The 17053-nt window shown below is 54.5% G+C and carries 16 protein-coding genes and 5 tRNA genes; 8 read left to right on the top strand and 13 right to left on the bottom strand.

The window, feature by feature from the left end:
* Positions 1-51 precede the first annotated feature (51 nt).
* The 6 genes from modF to gpmA all read left to right on the top strand — a co-directional run bounded on the left by modF (position 52) and on the right by gpmA (position 6960).
* The gene (gene modF, locus ACTJJI_RS02605; RefSeq protein ID WP_440652935.1) at positions 52-1524 is read left to right on the top strand and encodes a molybdate ABC transporter ATP-binding protein ModF; all 1473 of its coding nucleotides are present in this window, start codon (positions 52-54) and stop codon (positions 1522-1524) included.
* Between the two features lie 201 nt (positions 1525-1725).
* Positions 1726-2742: a UDP-glucose 4-epimerase GalE gene (gene galE / locus ACTJJI_RS02600; protein ID WP_014831126.1), complete on the top strand. Its 1017-nt coding sequence runs from the start codon at positions 1726-1728 to the stop codon at positions 2740-2742.
* A 9-nt stretch (positions 2743-2751) separates the two neighbouring features.
* Complete coding sequence (galT, locus tag ACTJJI_RS02595) at positions 2752-3798, top strand: galactose-1-phosphate uridylyltransferase (RefSeq protein ID WP_013097520.1); 1047 nt, start codon at positions 2752-2754, stop codon at positions 3796-3798.
* 3 nt (positions 3799-3801) lie between these two features.
* Positions 3802-4950, top strand: coding sequence for a galactokinase (gene galK / locus ACTJJI_RS02590; protein ID WP_014831125.1), 1149 nt, complete (start codon positions 3802-3804; stop codon positions 4948-4950).
* Positions 4944-5987, top strand: coding sequence for a galactose-1-epimerase (gene galM, locus ACTJJI_RS02585; protein ID WP_440652932.1), 1044 nt, complete (start codon positions 4944-4946; stop codon positions 5985-5987). Before galK ends, galM begins: the two co-directional genes overlap by 7 nt.
* Before the next feature lie 220 nt (positions 5988-6207).
* Complete coding sequence (gene gpmA / locus ACTJJI_RS02580) at positions 6208-6960, top strand: 2,3-diphosphoglycerate-dependent phosphoglycerate mutase (protein WP_008501111.1); 753 nt, start codon at positions 6208-6210, stop codon at positions 6958-6960.
* A gap of 61 nt (positions 6961-7021) precedes the next feature.
* On the opposite strand, the gene aroG is transcribed toward gpmA, so the two are convergent.
* Positions 7022-8074 carry a 3-deoxy-7-phosphoheptulonate synthase AroG gene (aroG, locus tag ACTJJI_RS02575; RefSeq protein ID WP_063425678.1) on the bottom strand — a complete coding sequence of 351 codons (1053 nt, stop codon included), beginning with the start codon at positions 8072-8074 and terminating at the stop codon, positions 7022-7024.
* 304 nt (positions 8075-8378) lie between these two features.
* Between aroG and ACTJJI_RS02570 the strand changes: the two genes are divergently transcribed.
* Together ACTJJI_RS02570 and zitB are read left to right on the top strand one after the other, a co-directional pair.
* Entirely contained in the window at positions 8379-8756 is a 378-nt protein-coding gene (locus tag ACTJJI_RS02570; RefSeq protein WP_440653539.1) for a YbgS-like family protein, read from the top strand.
* Positions 8757-8862: 106 nt separating this feature from the next.
* Positions 8863-9795, top strand: a complete 933-nt coding sequence (zitB, locus tag ACTJJI_RS02565) for a CDF family zinc transporter ZitB (RefSeq protein ID WP_440652929.1) — start codon at positions 8863-8865, stop codon at positions 9793-9795.
* Here zitB and pnuC read toward each other — a convergent pair.
* From pnuC to tolR, 12 genes are all read right to left on the bottom strand, one after another.
* Positions 9792-10511 carry a nicotinamide riboside transporter PnuC gene (gene pnuC / locus ACTJJI_RS02560; protein ID WP_029882502.1) on the bottom strand — a complete coding sequence of 240 codons (720 nt, stop codon included), beginning with the start codon at positions 10509-10511 and terminating at the stop codon, positions 9792-9794. The genes zitB and pnuC overlap by 4 nt on opposite strands.
* 22 nt (positions 10512-10533) lie before the next feature.
* Complete coding sequence (nadA, locus tag ACTJJI_RS02555) at positions 10534-11577, bottom strand: quinolinate synthase NadA (RefSeq protein ID WP_014831119.1); 1044 nt, start codon at positions 11575-11577, stop codon at positions 10534-10536.
* 291 nt (positions 11578-11868) lie between these two features.
* Positions 11869-11944 (bottom strand) — tRNA-Lys (locus ACTJJI_RS02550).
* Positions 11945-11975: 31 nt separating this feature from the next.
* Positions 11976-12051: transfer RNA gene (locus ACTJJI_RS02545), tRNA-Lys, on the bottom strand.
* A 41-nt stretch (positions 12052-12092) separates the two neighbouring features.
* Positions 12093-12168: transfer RNA gene (locus tag ACTJJI_RS02540), tRNA-Lys, on the bottom strand.
* Between the two features lie 3 nt (positions 12169-12171).
* Positions 12172-12247, bottom strand: a tRNA-Val gene (locus ACTJJI_RS02535).
* 27 nt (positions 12248-12274) lie between these two features.
* Positions 12275-12350: transfer RNA gene (locus ACTJJI_RS02530), tRNA-Lys, on the bottom strand.
* Between the two features lie 161 nt (positions 12351-12511).
* Complete coding sequence (gene cpoB / locus ACTJJI_RS02525) at positions 12512-13306, bottom strand: cell division protein CpoB (protein ID WP_014831118.1); 795 nt, start codon at positions 13304-13306, stop codon at positions 12512-12514.
* A gap of 9 nt (positions 13307-13315) precedes the next feature.
* Positions 13316-13837: a peptidoglycan-associated lipoprotein Pal gene (gene pal / locus ACTJJI_RS02520; RefSeq protein WP_006177214.1), complete on the bottom strand. Its 522-nt coding sequence runs from the start codon at positions 13835-13837 to the stop codon at positions 13316-13318.
* A gap of 35 nt (positions 13838-13872) precedes the next feature.
* Positions 13873-15165, bottom strand: coding sequence for a Tol-Pal system beta propeller repeat protein TolB (tolB, locus tag ACTJJI_RS02515; RefSeq protein WP_013097529.1), 1293 nt, complete (start codon positions 15163-15165; stop codon positions 13873-13875).
* A gap of 130 nt (positions 15166-15295) precedes the next feature.
* Positions 15296-16594 (bottom strand): cell envelope integrity protein TolA, encoded by a 1299-nt coding sequence (gene tolA, locus ACTJJI_RS02510; protein ID WP_440652925.1) that lies wholly within the window; start codon positions 16592-16594, stop codon positions 15296-15298.
* A gap of 28 nt (positions 16595-16622) precedes the next feature.
* Positions 16623-17051: a colicin uptake protein TolR gene (gene tolR, locus ACTJJI_RS02505; RefSeq protein ID WP_003858589.1), complete on the bottom strand. Its 429-nt coding sequence runs from the start codon at positions 17049-17051 to the stop codon at positions 16623-16625.
* Between the last annotated feature and the right edge of the window lie 2 nt (positions 17052-17053).

Genomic DNA, 17053 nt, shown 5'->3' with positions numbered 1-17053 from the left:
GCCGACAGTGAGTATCCCTGACAGCTGACGCTGCAAAAATTGGGATAAATCATGTCATCATTGCATATTTCGCAAGGTACGTTTCGTCTTAGCGATACCCGAACGCTGACGCTTGCTGATTTAACATTACGCGCGGGTGAGAGCTGGGCATTTGTGGGCACCAACGGGAGCGGCAAGTCCGCGCTGGCCCGGGCGCTGGCCGGAGAGCTCACCCTGCTTAAAGGTGAACGCCAGAGCTACTTTACGCGCACCACGCGCCTGTCGTTTGAACAGCTGCAGAAGCTGGTGAGCGATGAATGGCAGCGCAACAACACCGACTTACTCAGCCCGGGCGAAGAAGACACCGGCCGCACGACGGCAGAAATTATTCAGGATGAAGTCAACAATCCTGCCCGCTGTCAGCAGCTGGCGGAGCAGTTCGGCATCACCGCCCTTCTGAACCGGCGCTTTAAATACCTCTCTACCGGCGAGACGCGTAAAACGCTGCTCTGCCAGGCGCTGATGAGCGAACCTGAGCTGTTAATCCTGGATGAGCCGTTCGACGGTCTGGACGTGCAGTCCCGCGCCCAGCTGGCGGACCTGCTGGCCTCACTTAACAAGCAGGGCTACACCCTTGTGCTGGTGCTTAACCGTTTTGATGAAATCCCGGATTTTGTGCAGAACGCCGGGGTGCTGGCGGACTGCAGCCTTACCGAAACCGGCGAAAAATCGGTACTGCTGAAGCAGGCATTGATTGCCCAACTGGCGCACAGCGAAAAGCTCGACGGCATTACCCTGCCCGAACCCGACGCCCCTTCGGTACGTCTCGCTTTAGATCCGCACCAGCCACGCATTGTGCTGCGTGACGGGGTGGTCTCCTATGACGATCGTCCGATCCTGAATCATCTCAGCTGGACGGTTAACCCGGGCGAACACTGGCAGATTGTCGGTCCCAACGGCGCGGGGAAATCAACGCTGCTGAGCCTCATCACCGGCGATCATCCGCAGGGCTACAGCAACGATCTGACCCTGTTTGGCCGCCGTCGCGGAAGCGGTGAAACCATCTGGGATATTAAAAAGCATATCGGCTATGTCAGCAGCAGCCTGCATCTGGATTACCGGGTCAGCACCACCGTACGCAATGTGATCCTCTCCGGGTACTTTGATTCCATCGGTATTTATCAGGCGGTATCGGACAAACAGCACAAGCTGGCCCAGCAGTGGCTGGATATTCTGGGAATGGACAACCGGGTCGCTGACGCGCCGTTTCACAGTCTGTCCTGGGGGCAGCAGCGTCTGGCATTGATCGTCCGGGCGCTGGTGAAACACCCGACGCTGCTGATCCTCGATGAGCCGCTTCAGGGGCTGGATCCGCTGAACCGCCAGTTGATCCGCCGCTTTGTGGATGTGCTGATTGGCGAAGGTGAAACCCAGTTACTGTTTGTCTCACATCATGCTGAAGACGCACCGGCCTGCATCACGCACCGTCTGGAGTTTATCCCGGACGGTGAGCACTATCGTTACCTGCTGAGCAAAATCGATTAACTTGCGGAGGGCGCCGCCCTCCGCTTTTCAGATAACCTGCAGTGATACTTCTTTATCTCTTTGATCTACAATGCGACTGGATCAAAAAAAAGCGGGTTTGAAAAACAGTGTAAACGATTCCACTAATTTATCCCATGTCACACTTTTCACGTCTCTGTTATGCTATGGTTATTACATACCATAAGCCTAATGGAGCGAAATATGCGAGTTCTGGTAACAGGTGGTAGCGGTTACATAGGAAGTCATACCTGTGTGCAACTGCTGCAAAACGGTCATGATGTCATCATCCTCGACAACCTGTGCAATAGTAAGCGCAGCGTGCTGCCTGTGATTGAACGTCTTGGCGGAAAACAACCGACGTTTGTCGAAGGTGACATCCGCAATGAAGCGTTGATGACCGAGATCCTCCACGACCATGCCATTGAAACGGTGATCCACTTCGCGGGCCTGAAAGCGGTCGGTGAGTCGGTCGCAAAGCCGCTTGAGTATTACGACAATAACGTCAACGGTACCCTGCGTCTCATCTCCGCCATGCGCGCGGCGAACGTCAAAAACTTCATCTTTAGCTCATCCGCCACCGTCTACGGCGACCAGCCGAAAATCCCTTACGTCGAGAGTTTCCCCACCGGGACACCGCAAAGCCCGTACGGCAAAAGCAAACTGATGGTGGAGCAGATCCTGACCGACCTGCAAAAAGCACAGCCGGAGTGGAGCATCGCCCTGCTGCGCTACTTCAACCCGGTCGGTGCCCATCCGTCAGGCGATATGGGTGAAGATCCGCAGGGCATTCCAAATAACCTGATGCCGTATATCGCCCAGGTGGCGGTGGGTCGCCGCGATTCCCTGGCGGTGTTCGGCAATGACTACCCGACTGCAGATGGCACCGGCGTGCGTGATTACATCCACGTTATGGATCTGGCCGACGGCCACGTGGCGGCAATGCAGCAGCTGGCCGACAAGCCGGGTGTGCATATTTACAACCTCGGCGCCGGTATTGGCAGCAGCGTGCTGGATGTGGTTAACGCCTTCAGCAAAGCCTGCGGTAAGCCGGTCAACTATCACTTCGCCCCCCGCCGCGAAGGTGACCTCCCGGCATACTGGGCCGATGCAACCAAAGCCGATAAAGAGCTTAACTGGCGTGTTACCCGCACGCTGGATGAAATGGCACAGGATACCTGGCACTGGCAGTCTCGCCACCCACAAGGTTATCCGGACTAAGGATCCGTCATGACTTCATTCAATCCCGTCGATCATCCGCATCGTCGTTTTAACCCGCTTAGCGGGCAATGGATTTTGGTGTCTCCGCATCGCGCCAAGCGCCCCTGGCAGGGGGCGCAAGAGACGCCTGCAAAACAGACGCTGCCACAGCACGACCCGGACTGCTTCCTGTGTCCGGGCAACACCCGCGTAACGGGAGATAAAAACCCGGACTACAAAGGCACCTTCGTTTTCACGAATGATTTTGCCGCACTCATGACCGACACGCCGGACGCGCCGCAGAGCGATGATCCGCTGATGCGTTGTGAAAGCGCCCGGGGAACCAGCCGCGTGATCTGCTTCTCGCCCGATCACAGCAAAACGCTGCCGGAGCTTAGTGTTGATGCGCTGAAAGAGGTGGTGAGCACCTGGCAGGCACAAACTGCGGAGCTGGGCCAGACTTATCCGTGGGTGCAGGTATTCGAAAATAAAGGCGCCGCGATGGGCTGCTCTAACCCGCATCCGCACGGGCAGATCTGGGCGAACAGTTTCCTGCCCAACGAAGCCGAACGCGAAGATCGGCTGCAAAAAGCCTATTACGCGGAAAACGGCTCCCCGATGCTGGTGGACTACACCCGGCGTGAACTGGCCGACGGTAGCCGTACTGTGGTCGAAACGGAACACTGGCTGGCCGTTGTGCCGTACTGGGCGGCGTGGCCCTTTGAAACGCTGCTGCTGCCTAAAGCACACGTTCAACGCATTACGGATCTCAGTGACGCACAACGTGACGACCTTGCGCTGGCGCTGAAAAAGCTGACCAGCCGTTACGACAATCTGTTCCAGTGCTCCTTCCCGTACTCAATGGGCTGGCACGGTGCACCGTTTAACGGCGAAGAGAATCAACACTGGCAGTTGCATGCCCATTTCTATCCGCCGCTACTGCGTTCTGCGACGGTGCGTAAATTTATGGTGGGCTATGAAATGCTGGCGGAAACCCAGCGTGACCTGACGGCAGAACAGGCCGCAGAACGCCTGCGCGCCGTCAGCGATGTCCATTATCGCGAATCAGGAGTCTAATAAATGAGTCTGAAAGATAAAACACAATCCCTGTTTGCTGAAAAATTTGGCTACCCTGCCACCCACGTTATCCAGGCACCTGGCCGCGTAAACCTGATTGGTGAACACACCGACTACAACGACGGTTTTGTCCTGCCCTGCGCCATTGATTACCAGACGGTGATCGCCTGCGCAAAGCGCGATGACCACAAAGTGCGCGTGATTGCGGCGGATTACGGTAATGAGATGGACGAGTTTTCCCTCGATGCCCCGATTGTTATCCACGACAGCCAGCAGTGGTCCAACTATGTGCGCGGCGTGGTGAAACATCTGCAAAAGCGTAATAAGAACTTTGGCGGTGCGGATCTCGTCATCAGCGGCAACGTGCCACAAGGGGCCGGTTTAAGCTCGTCGGCATCCCTGGAAGTGGCGGTGGGAACCGTCTTCCAGCAGCTTTATCATCTGCCGCTGGACGGGGCGCAAATCGCACTGAACGGCCAGGAGGCCGAGAATCAGTTTGTGGGCTGCAACTGCGGCATCATGGACCAGCTTATCTCCGCGCTGGGCAAAAAAGAGCATGCGTTACTGATCGACTGCCGAACGCTTGGAACCAAAGCCGTTCCCCTGCCAAAGGGTGCCGCGGTCGTGATTATCAACAGTAACTTTAAACGTACGCTGGTGGGCAGCGAGTACAACACCCGCCGCGAGCAGTGCGAAACCGGTGCACGCTTCTTCCAGCAACCGGCCCTGCGCGACGTGACGCTTAACGAATTCAACAAAGTGGCGCACGAGCTGGATCCGGTGGTGGCAAAACGTGTGCGTCATGTGCTGACAGAAAACGCCCGCACCGTTGAGGCCGCTTCCGCGCTGGCAAAAGGGGACCTGAAACGTATGGGGGAACTGATGGCAGAATCCCACGCCTCCATGCGCGATGACTTCGAAATCACCGTTCCGCAAATCGACACCCTGGTGGAGATCGTCAAAGCGGTCATCGGCGATAAAGGCGGTGTACGCATGACGGGTGGTGGTTTTGGTGGCTGCATCGTCGCTCTGGTGCCGGAAGATCTCGTCCCGGCCGTCCAGTCGGCGGTGGAGAAACAGTACGAAGCCAAAACGGGCATTAAAGAAACGTTCTATGTTTGTAAAGCATCACAAGGAGCCGGACAGTGCTAAACGAAACGCCAACCCTCGCACCGGATGGTCTGCCGTATCGCCTGTTAACCCTGCGCAACAGCGCAGGGATGGTGGTTACGCTGATGGACTGGGGAGCCACGTTGCTCTCCGCCCGCGTACCGATGCCAGACGGCAGCGTACGCGAAACCCTTCTCGGCTGCGCGTCACCTGAGCAGTACATCAACCAGGCCGCCTATCTTGGCGCGTCCGTCGGGCGCTATGCGAACCGCATTGCAAAAAGCCGTTTTGAGCTCAACGGTGTTCGCTACACGTTGCTGCCAAGCCAGGGTGAGAACCAGTTGCATGGTGGACCGGAAGGATTTGACAAACGCCGCTGGAAAATTGTCCAGCAAAACGACCAGGAAGTGCTGTTTTCACTCGACTCGCTGGATGGCGACCAGGGGTTCCCGGGTAATCTTACCGCTTTCGCACGCTTTACGCTGACCGACGACAACCGTATCGCCATTGAATACCGTGCGACGGTCGACAAGCCGTGTCCGGTCAACCTGACCAACCACGCCTACTTCAACCTCGATGGTCATCAGTGCGATGTGCGCAACCATAAGCTGCAGATCCTGGCGGATGAATACCTGCCAGTGGATGAAATGGGCATCCCTTATCAGGGGCTGAAGTCCGTGAGCGGCACCAGCTTTGACTTCCGCAGTGCAAAATCCATCGCCCGGGATTTCCTCAGCGATGAGGATCAGCGCAAGGTGAAAGGTTACGACCACGCCTTCCTGCTGCAGGCAAAAGGCGATGTGAAACAGCCTGCCGCGCAGGTCTGGTCTGCGGATGAGAAACTGCAGATGACGGTCTATACCTCCGCTCCTGCCCTGCAATTCTACTCCGGTAACTATCTGGGCGGGACAACCGCGCGTGAACACGATGAGTACAGCGACTGGCAAGGCCTGGCGCTGGAGAGCGAGTTCCTGCCGGACAGCCCAAACCATACCGAATGGCCACAGCCGGACTGTGTGCTGCGCCCGGGTGAAGAGTACGTCAGCGTCACCGAGTATCATTTTACTCCGCACGCTTAACCTCCGGCCGCAACAACGTCAGCCCTCCCCTGGAGGGCTTTTTTCTGCACGCCTTGCTGAAAATAGCGCCAATCGCAGACAAAATCATAACCCTGGATTCACAAGCACCTTACACTCAGAGACTATTTTCGCTATGGTTAGGGTTAAGCGTTGCTGCTGGCACGGCCACGGCAATATAATGAGAATTGTTATCATTCTAAAACTGCTTGAGGAGTAAGAGATGGCTATTACTAAGCTGGTTCTGGTGCGCCACGGCGAAAGCCAGTGGAACAACGAAAACCGCTTCACCGGTTGGTACGACGTTGATCTGTCAGAGAAAGGCGTAAGCGAAGCAAAAGCAGCGGGTAAACTGCTGAAAGAAGAAGGCTTCAGCTTTGATTTTGCTTACACCTCTGTGCTGAAACGTGCCATCCACACCCTGTGGAACGTGCTGGACGAACTGGATCAGGCCTGGCTGCCGGTTGAAAAATCCTGGAAACTGAACGAGCGTCACTACGGTGCGCTGCAGGGTCTGAACAAAGCCGAAACCGCTGAGAAATACGGTGACGAGCAGGTTAAACAGTGGCGTCGCGGCTTCGCGGTAACCCCACCAGAGCTGACCAAAGATGACGAGCGCTATCCGGGCCACGACCCGCGTTATGCGAAACTGACCGACGCTGAGCTGCCAACCACCGAGAGCCTGGCGCTGACCATCGACCGCGTTGTGCCTTACTGGAACGAAACCATTCTGCCACGCCTGAAAAGCGGTGAGCGCGTGATCATCGCCGCTCACGGTAACTCCCTGCGCGCGCTGGTGAAATACCTGGACAACATGGGTGAAGACGAAATCCTTGAACTGAACATCCCGACTGGCGTACCGCTGGTGTATGAGTTCGACGAAAACTTCAAACCAATCAAACACTACTATCTGGGTAACGCAGATGAGATCGCAGCGAAAGCCGCGGCTGTTGCGAACCAGGGTAAAGCGAAGTAATTTTCGCCGGACATAAAAAAAGCGCGGAGCCTTCCGCGCTTTTTTATTTGTGCCGGGAGAATCAACCGCGACGGGCTTTTACCGCATTCGCCAGCTGACGCAGGATGGCGTCGGTATCTTCCCAGCCGATGCAGGCATCCGTCACGCTCTTGCCATAGACCAGCGGCTCGCTGCCTTCGAGGTTCTGGTTACCCTCTACCAGATGGCTTTCAATCATCACCCCAATCACCGCTTTCTCACCGCCGGCAATCTGCTGACAAACATCTGCGCCGACGTCCATCTGCTTTTTAAACTGCTTGCTGGAGTTGGCGTGGCTGAAGTCGATCATCACCTGAGGCGGCAGCCCGGCTTTTTCCAGCCCGACCTTCACTTCCGCGACATGTTTTGCGCTGTAGTTAGGCTCTTTACCGCCGCGCAGAATGATATGGCAGTCACCGTTACCGCTGGTGTTAACAATGGCAGAGTGACCCCATTTGGTCACCGACAGGAAGCAGTGTGGTGCCCCTGCCGCATTGATGGCATCAATCGCGACTTTGATGGTGCCATCGGTACCGTTTTTAAAACCAACCGGGCAAGAGAGGCCGGACGCCAGTTCACGGTGAACCTGAGATTCAGTCGTACGCGCGCCAATGGCGCCCCAGCTCATCAGATCTGCCAGATATTGTGGCGTAATCATATCCAGGAACTCACCGGCGGCTGGAAGGCCACTGTCGTTAATCTCCAGCAGCAGCTTGCGCGCAATACGCAGGCCGTCGTTAATCTGGAAGCTGTTATCCATATGTGGATCGTTAATCAGTCCTTTCCAGCCAACGGTGGTGCGCGGCTTTTCAAAGTACACGCGCATCACAATCTCCAGCTCATCTTTAAGCTCTTCGCGTAGCTGGAGCAGTCTCGCGGCATACTCTTTTGCCGCGGCAGGATCGTGGATAGAGCACGGGCCAATCACCACCAGAAGACGATCGTCATTACCTTTCAGGATCTTGTGGATCGCTTTACGAGCATGAGAAACCGTGTTTGCGGCATTTTCAGTGGCGGGGAATTTCTCAAGGAGTGCTACAGGAGGTAATAACTCATTGATCTCTTTAATGCGTAAATCGTCGTTCTGATAATTCATCTTCTTTCCAGCTCTGCCATATCTTTAGTAATGAAAGCAATCCTTTCAATCTATCTTGTCGACCAGGAAGTGTAAACACGGTTTTACACTTCACGCAGATAATTCCTGGAATTCGCCTAAAAATCGCCACAAAATAGCGAAAAACGAGATCTAACCTATGCTTTTTAACTGTAACAACCATTTTTACTTGCTTAAACGCGATTCCCTACTGACGTAAGTCCGTCTGGCGGGATCTTTCGCCTCTGAAAAAGATGCACTGTTGGAGAATGTTATCCAGCGTAACGACAAGAACAGGAGCACCATGATGAAAATGACGAAACTGGCAACCCTCTTCCTGACGGCAACCCTCACCCTGGCAAGCGGCAGCGTTCTTGCGGCCGAAATGGGCTCATCGGGTAACGGCGATGCTAACGCGGCTGCGTCAGCAGGCCAGGTCGCCCCTGATGCTAAACAGAATGTCGCCCCGAACAATGTCGATAATAGTCAGATTAATAATGGAAACACCAATACCGGTGGCACGATGCTGCACCCTAATGGTACCGACTCCGGCACCATGAATCATGACAATATGAGCAAGGATGAGGTTCACAAAAACACGATGTGTAAAGACGGCCGTTGCCCGGACGCGAATGACAAAGTGGGCGATGATGCCAATACCAAAACGGATGGTACAACCCAGTAACCGGTTGGTGATTTAAGGATAAAAGGAGAGCCCAGGCTCTCCTTTCTTTTTGAGTAACCTATTAAAAACGCTACACTAAAAATGATAACGAATCAGGAAAGATAACATGGCACACACACATTCCCACGCTTCCGGCGACGACAACGCTAAACGCCTGCTGTTGGCCTTCGGCGTTACCGCAACCTTCATGATTATTGAGGTCATCGGTGGTCTGGTCTCCGGCTCTCTGGCACTGCTGGCTGACGCCGGGCATATGCTTACGGATGCAGCGGCGCTGCTTTTCGCCTTGCTGGCCGTGCAGTTTGCCCGTCGCCCCCCCAATGCACGCCATACGTTCGGCTGGCTGAGGCTGACGACCCTTGCCGCGTTTGTTAACGCGATTGCGCTGGTGGTCATTACCATTCTTATCGTCTGGGAGGCGATTCAGCGCTTCAGACACCCTCAGCCGGTTGCCGGGACGACAATGATGGTGTTTGCCGTGGCGGGACTGCTTGCCAATATCCTGGCATTCTGGATTTTGCATCGTGGCAGTGAGGAAAAAAACCTCAACGTGCGAGCGGCGGCCTTGCACGTGCTGGGGGATTTGCTGGGCTCCGTGGGGGCCATTGTTGCCGCACTGGTGATCCTCTATACCGGCTGGACACCTGTCGACCCGATTCTTTCAGTGCTGGTCTCGTGTCTGGTTTTACGCAGCGCCTGGCGGCTATTGAAGGAGAGCGTCAATGAGTTGCTGGAGGGAGCCCCCGCCTCTGTGGATATCGCCGAGTTGAAACGGAATCTGCACCGTTCGGTTCCGGAAGTGCGTAACGTCCACCATGTACACGTCTGGCTGGTGGGCGAGAAACCGGTTATGACGTTACATGTGCAGGTTATTCCACCTCATGACCACGATGCGCTACTCGAACGCATCCAGCACTTTCTTGAACATCACTATGAAATTGGTCACGCGACCATCCAGATGGAGTACCAGCCCTGTAACGGGCCGGATTGCCACCTGAATGAGGCGCAGTCCGGCCATTCACATCATCACCACCATTAACTGGACAGCGCGTGTGAGCCTCGCTCACGCGCGCTGTTAATCCACATCCGGCTTCCGTTCAGGGCAATGAAGGTCAGGAGCAGATATTCCAGCGACATCGCATAGACACCCTGCAGCGCGAAAATCACCACGCTGATGACATTGATGATGACCCACAGCAGCCAGTTCTCAACGTACTTACGGGTCATCAGGATCATCGCCGCAATCGACAACACCATCATGCAGGAATCCCAGAACGGGAAAGCATCCGGCTGAAGCTCCGGCATCGTCACATGCAAACCGATGCCGGACATAACCGCCACAGCAATGCGGGTCAGGAAAGCAAATACCGGGTTAATGTAGACCGTCATTAAACCAATGGCGACCACACAGGCGACAAACCAGGCGATGGCTTTCGGCAAGGGTAACCAGCGGATCTGCAGCTCGGCTTCCTGCTGACTGTTCTGCCGCGACCATGCGTACCATCCGTAGATATTGGCCGCAAAAAAGAACAGCTGCAAAAGCAGGCTGGCGTACAGCTGGATCTGGAAGAAGATAATCGCAAACAGTGTGACGTTAATTAACCCGAACGCGTAATTGCTGATCTTCTCCAGGCTTGCGAGCCAGATACAGAGCAATCCCGCCAGCGTGCCAACCGCTTCAATCCATGACAGGTCATAGCCACCTGCACCAATCGGTATATGAACCAGAATGTTTTGTGTGCTAAAAAAATCCATCTTTTCCCCGGGACGTAGTGAATTAAGTACGTAGTGTAGCTGCAAAATCCAGCATGCGGTTAAGTGGAACTAACGCGCCTTCACGCAGGGCGGCATCCACATGGATTTCATGCGCCGCACCGCCAGTTTCTAACCCTTCAGCAATCGCTTTCAGGCCGTTCATCGCCATCCACGGACAGTGCGCACAGCTGCGGCACGTGGCCCCCTCACCTGCGGTAGGCGCTTCGAGAAGCTCTTTCTCCGGCACGGCCTGTTGCATCTTGTAGAAGATTCCGCGATCGGTCGCCACGATAAGCTGCTTGTGAGGCAACGTTCTGGCAGCGTTAATAAGCTGGCTGGTGGAGCCCACGGCATCGGCCATGTCGACAATCGACTGCGGAGATTCAGGGTGAACAAGGATAGCGGCGTCAGGATAAAGGGCCTTCATGCGGGCCAGCGCCTGCGTCTTGAACTCGTCATGAACGATACAGGCCCCCTGCCAGCAGAGCACGTCTGCCCCGGTCTGCTTCTGGACATAATTGCCGAGATGGCGGTCAGGTGCCCAGATAATCTTCTCGCCCAGACTGTCCAGATGTTCAATCAGTTCAACGGCGATGCTCGATGTAACAACCCAGTCTGCGCGCGCTTTCACTGCTGCCGACGTATTGGCGTAAACCACCACGGTACGGTCAGGATGGGCGTCACAGAAGGCCGAGAACTCGTCAATCGGACAGCCGAGATCCAGTGAACACTCCGCGTTCAGCGTTGGCATGAGGATGGTTTTTTCAGGGCTGAGGATTTTTGCCGTTTCCCCCATAAAACGCACCCCCGCAACCAGTAGCGTGGAAGCAGGATGTTTTGCACCAAAGCGCGCCATCTCCAGAGAATCAGAAATACAGCCTCCGGTCTCTTCCGCCAGCTGCTGGATTTCCGGATCGGTGTAGTAATGTGCCACCATCACTGCATCTCGCTCTTTGAGAAGACGCTTGATTTTCTCACGGTAGAACTGCTTTTCATCCATGCTCAGCGGAACAGGCTTCGGCGGGAAGGGATAGATTGCGGCTTCAGGATCAAACATCACGCTCATTATGGCTTCTCGTTTTACTGGCTTAACAATATTGCCTTTCTTTTGCCTGACATAGCAAAACTTGCGGCAATTGTGTTTTGTATACTAAACAAGATAGCGAATCTGGAGTGAAAAGTCACCGGGAATAGATGTGAGGAGCATTTGTTGTATCGCAGATAGCAAAAAAGCGCCTTTAGGGCGCTTTTTAACATTGGTGGGTCGTGCAGGATTACTCGGCCTTGCCTCGCCCTTCGGGCCATTGCTAAAGCAACGTTATCCTTCACATTTGACATCTGAGTAAGATATCAAAATTGGTGGGTCGTGCAGGATTCGAACCTGCGACCAATTGATTAAAAGTCAACTGCTCTACCAACTGAGCTAACGACCCCTTGCGGGATGTACTTCAAATTTATTCAGGCTGGTGGGTCGTGCAGGATTCGAACCTGCGACCAATTGATTAAAAGTCAACTGCTCTACCAACTGAGCTAACGACCCATCTGGGTGTTGCCTGAATTATCACTCGGAACCAATTAAATTGGTGGGTCGTGCAGGATTCGAACCTGCGACCAATTGATTAAAAGTCAACTGCTCTACCAACTGAGCTAACGACCCGAGTGGTGGGTGATGACGGGCTCGAACCGCCGACCCCCTCCGTGTAAAGGAGATGCTCTACCAACTGAGCTAATCACCCACTCTGTACTGCCGGAACTGCTTTAAGTGGTGGGTCGTGCAGGATTCGAACCTGCGACCAATTGATTAAAAGTCAACTGCTCTACCAACTGAGCTAACGACCCACTTTTATGCTGCTTTCACGTTGTTTGATATCCCGTGGCAACGGCGGCATATATTACTGATTTAAGAATTCTGCGCAACAAAAATTTCGATGAAGATCACTTAACTGCTTAGTAATCATGCTGCACGACCAGAAATAACGCGATTTCTGGTCATGCGATAATCATCCCATCGAACTCAGACGTTTTTGCGCCTGTTTGGCCCCTTCCGTGCCCGGGAATTTTGCGACCACCTGCTGATAAACCGCTTTGGCTTTCGCAGTGTCACCTTTGTCCTGCATGATCACGCCGACCTTAAACATCGCATCAGGCGCTTTTGGCGATTTTGGGTAATTTTTCACCACTGAAGCGAAATAAAACGCCGCATCGTCCTTTTTACCCTTGTTGTAATTCAACTGACCCAGCCAGTAATTTGCGTTTGGCTGGTAAGTGGAATCCGGGTACTTCTTAACGAAGTTCTGAAACGCAACGATAGCGTCATCCTGGCGCGATTTATCCTGTACCAGTGCAATAGCCGCGTTGTAATCCGTATTCGCGTCACCGCTCTGCACAGGCGCACCTGTCGAGGCAGAAGCATCGGCTGCAGGTGCTGGCGCGTCTGTCGTCGCCCCACTTTGATCGCCCGCTGCTGGTTGCGCTGCTGCCCCACCGCTGCTCAGGCTATCAATCTGCAGCAAGATCTGCTTCTGCCGTTCCACAACCTGGTTAAGCTGATACTGGCTCTCCTGAATCTGACCACGAAGGGAGTCAATATCGTTTTGGTTATCGGAAAGTTGTTGCTGGAGTTGGGTTAAAAGCTGACTGTGAGCGTTAGAAATACGCTCGAGTTGAGTGACCCGGTCTTCTACCGAGCCTGAGCCGACACTACTGATTGGTGCCTGAGCAAAAGCGGCCCAGGGGGCCGCTATTCCAACCAGTAACGACAGACTCAACAGATGATGTCTGAAGTTACTGCTCATGCAATTCTCTTAGTAAACCAGTACGGCACGACGGTTTTTGGCGTAAGCCGCTTCGTCATGACCCAGTACTGCAGGTTTTTCTTTACCGTAAGAAACGATGGAGATCTGGTCAGCAGAAACGCCTTTACCCTGCAGGTACATTTTAACAGCGTTAGCACGACGTTCACCCAGGGAGATGTTGTACTCTGGAGTACCACGTTCGTCCGCGTGACCTTCTACGGTGACTTTGTAAGACGGGTTGCTACGCAGGAAGTTAGCGTGAGCATCCAGCATCGCAGCGAAGTCAGAACGGATGTCGTATTTATCCAGATCGAAGTAAACGATGTTGTTCTGCTGCAGCTGCTGCATCTGAAGACGCGCTTGCTCTTCAGAAGACATGTTGCCATTGCCGTTAGCGTCCATACCGGTGCCGGCACCCATCATGCCTTCGCCGCTCTGGTCATTGCTGGCGTTCTTGTTAGAAGAACACGCTGCGATTGCCATTACAGGCAGAGCGATCATCAGCCCCTTCAGCACTTTGTTCAGTTGCATTTCTATGATTCCTTTAGTAATCAATTAATTATTATTTACAGATACGGCGACCAGGCAGGTGATTTTACCTGACCATCAGTTGCCGGAATACGCGCTTTGAAACGCCCATCTGTAGAAACCAGATTCAGCACAGATCCCATCCCCTGAGAAGAGCTGTAGATTACCATAGTGCCGTTAGGTGCCAGACTTGGCGTTTCATCCAGGAACGTTGACGACAGAACTTGGACGCCACCCGCTACCAGATCTTGTTTGGCAATGTGCTGCTGCCCACCGTTGGAGCTGACCATTACCATAAATTTGCCGTCGCTGCTCACGTCTGCGTTCTGGTTCTGAGAGCCTTCCCAGGTGATACGCTGCGGAGCACCGCCGTTGATGTTCACTTTATAGATTTGTGGACGGCCTGCCTGGTCAGAGGTAAACGCCAGGTTCTGGCTATCCGGGAACCATGATGGTTCGGTGTTATTGCTGCGACCATCCGTCACCTGACGGATCTGACCAGAACCAATGTCCATCACGTACAGGTTCAGGCTACCGGTTTTAGACAGCGCAAAGGCCAGCTTAGAGCCGTCCGGCGAGAACGAAGGTGCACCGTTGTGACGCGGGAACGACGCCACCTGACGAACAGCACCGTTAGCCAGCGTCTGGATAACCAGCGCAGAACGACCGCTTTCGAAGGTCACGTAGGCCAGTTTAGAGCCGTCCGGAGACCAGGCTGGAGACATCAGCGGCTGAGAAGAGCGTTTCACCAGGAACTGGTTGTAACCGTCGTAGTCAGAGACGCGGAGCTCATACGGGAACTGGCCGCCGTTGGTCTGTACCACATAGGCGATACGGGTACGGAACGCACCTTTAATACCGGTCAGTTTTTCGAATACCGCATCGCTGGCAGCGTGAGCCGCATAGCGCAGGTACTGTTTAGTGACCTTGTAAGAGTTCTGAGCCAGAACGGTACCCGGTGCACCGCCGGTATCCACCAGCTGCCAGGCCACGTTGTAAGAGCCGTCCGGGTTAGGGGTAACCTGACCGACAACCACGGCATCAATGCCAAGTGCAGACCACGCAGCAGGCTGAACTTCCTGCGCGCTACCCGGCTGCTGAGGCAGACGAGAACGATCTAACGGGTTGAATTTACCGCTGTTACGCAGGTCAGCTGCCACGATGCCGCCGGCATCTTCAGGCGCCGCGCCAGGGCCAGCCCACTGGAATGGAACTACACCGATTGGGCGTGCCGAGTCCACCCCCTGGGTGATCTCGATACGTACTTCTGCGTGCAGTACAGCTGCCCACAGCATTAAGAAACTAAATGCTACACGTAATGCCTGCTTCATCATATCTCCCTTATCTGGGTAACCTTACCCACGATAATTTAGCAGAATGTTAACAAACCCAAATAGACAAAACTACTAAACCCTGGTTACGACAATAGACTGTTTTCCATACTTCCGTAAGGAGAGTCGATTACAGCTTAAAGTCCAGTTTGGCATCTTTTATCTTTTCATAAACAGCCTCACTAGGCGGTTTAGGAATGTTCGCCGATCTTGCTGCGGCCAATGCTGCCTGACAAAGCGCAGGATCGCCCCCTTCAGACGTCACATTTTTCAACCGGCCGTCTGGCGCAAGGTTGATATGCAGCACGCACTGTTTACCCTGATAAAGGCCTGCATCAAACAGGCGACTCTGAATAGCCACCTGAATCTGCTTAGCGTAAGCGCTGATATCCGCCCCCGTCGCACCACCGTTGGCACCCGAAGTACCGCTGTCTTTAGACGGCTGACCACTCCCTTTCGCCCCACCGCCTGTTTTCGGCGCATTCTTACCAGAACTGAGATCGCCCAGCAGATCGTCAACGCCCGCAGCGGCAGCGGCTTTTTCTGCAGCAGCCTTTTTCGCTGCAGCTTTTTTATCGGCAGCAGCCTTCTCAGCTGCAGCTTTTTTGTCGGCAGCCGCTTTCTCGGCGGCAGCTTTCTCGGCGGCAGCTTTCTCGGCGGCAGCTTTCTTCTCCGCAGCCGCTTTTTCAGCAGCAGCGGCTTTTTCTGCGGCCGCTTTCTCGGCAGCAGCGGCTTTCTTCGCCGCCTCGGCAGCCGCTTTCTTCTCGGCTTCCTGAGCGGCTTTTTTCGCGGCTTCTGCTTCAGCTTTCTTCTGAGCATCAGCAGCGGCTTTTTTCGCGGCTTCCGCTTCCGCTTTCTTCTGAGCATCGGCGGCGGCTTTCTTCGCGGCTTCCGCTTCCGCTTTCTTCTGGGCGTCGGCAGCGGCTTTCTTCGCCGCTTCTGCCGCTAATTTCGCCTGGGCATCAGCCTGTGCTTTGGCATCCGCTGCGGCTTTCGCTGCCGCCTCTTCCGCCTGCTTTTGCTGTTCCTGGGCTTTCTTCGCGGCCTCTTCGGCTTGCTTCTGCTGTTGTGCCTGCTCTTTCGCGGCTTCCTGCGCCTGCAAACGTTCTTTCTCAAGCTGCTTCAGACGTTCCTGCTCGGCGGCCTGCTTTTCGCGCAGTTCCTCCGCTTGCTGTTGCGCCTGTTTTTCTCGCTGCTCTTCAGCCCGTTTTGCGCTCGCCTGCTGCTGTTGCTGACGGTTATAGTTCTGCACGACCGCACCGGGATCTACCATGACGGCGTCGATAGAAGAACCGCCACCGCCGCCTGATGCATCAATATGCTCGTCGAACGAACTCCAGATCAGCCCTGCAAAAAGGATCACATGCAGCACTGCGGAGACGATTATCGCTCGCTTAAGCTTGTCGTTCTGTTCGGTTGCCTTTGACACTATCGGTTCCCAAAAACTACGCGGATGATCAAATAGGCTGAGTCATTAAGCCAACCGACTTAACACCCGCACTATGTAGCAAGTTCAGCGCTTTAATAATTTCATCGTAAGGCACGTCTTTCGCCCCACCGATTAAGAAGACCGTTTTCGGATTTGACTCCAGGCGTCGTTGCGCTTCAGCAATCACCTGCTCCGGCGGTAGCTGATCCATACGATCTTTCTCTACCACGACGCTGTATTGCCCTACGCCGGAAACCTCAATGATGACCGGAGGATCGTCATTGGTGCTTACCGCCTGTGATTCTGTCGCATCCGGCAGATCAACTTCCACGCTCTGGGTAATGATGGGCGCTGTCGCCATAAAGATCAGCAGCAACACCAGCAGTACGTCCAGCAGCGGAACGATATTGATTTCGGACTTGAGCTCGCGACGACCTCGTCCACGCGATCTGGCCATGG

It is taken from the genome of Enterobacter sp. 22466, from assembly GCF_052044775.1.
Classification (GTDB): Bacteria; Pseudomonadota; Gammaproteobacteria; order Enterobacterales; family Enterobacteriaceae; genus Enterobacter; species Enterobacter dissolvens.
The sequence above is the reverse complement of the archived record's forward strand: the minus strand, read 5'-3'. Positions and strand labels throughout refer to the sequence as shown.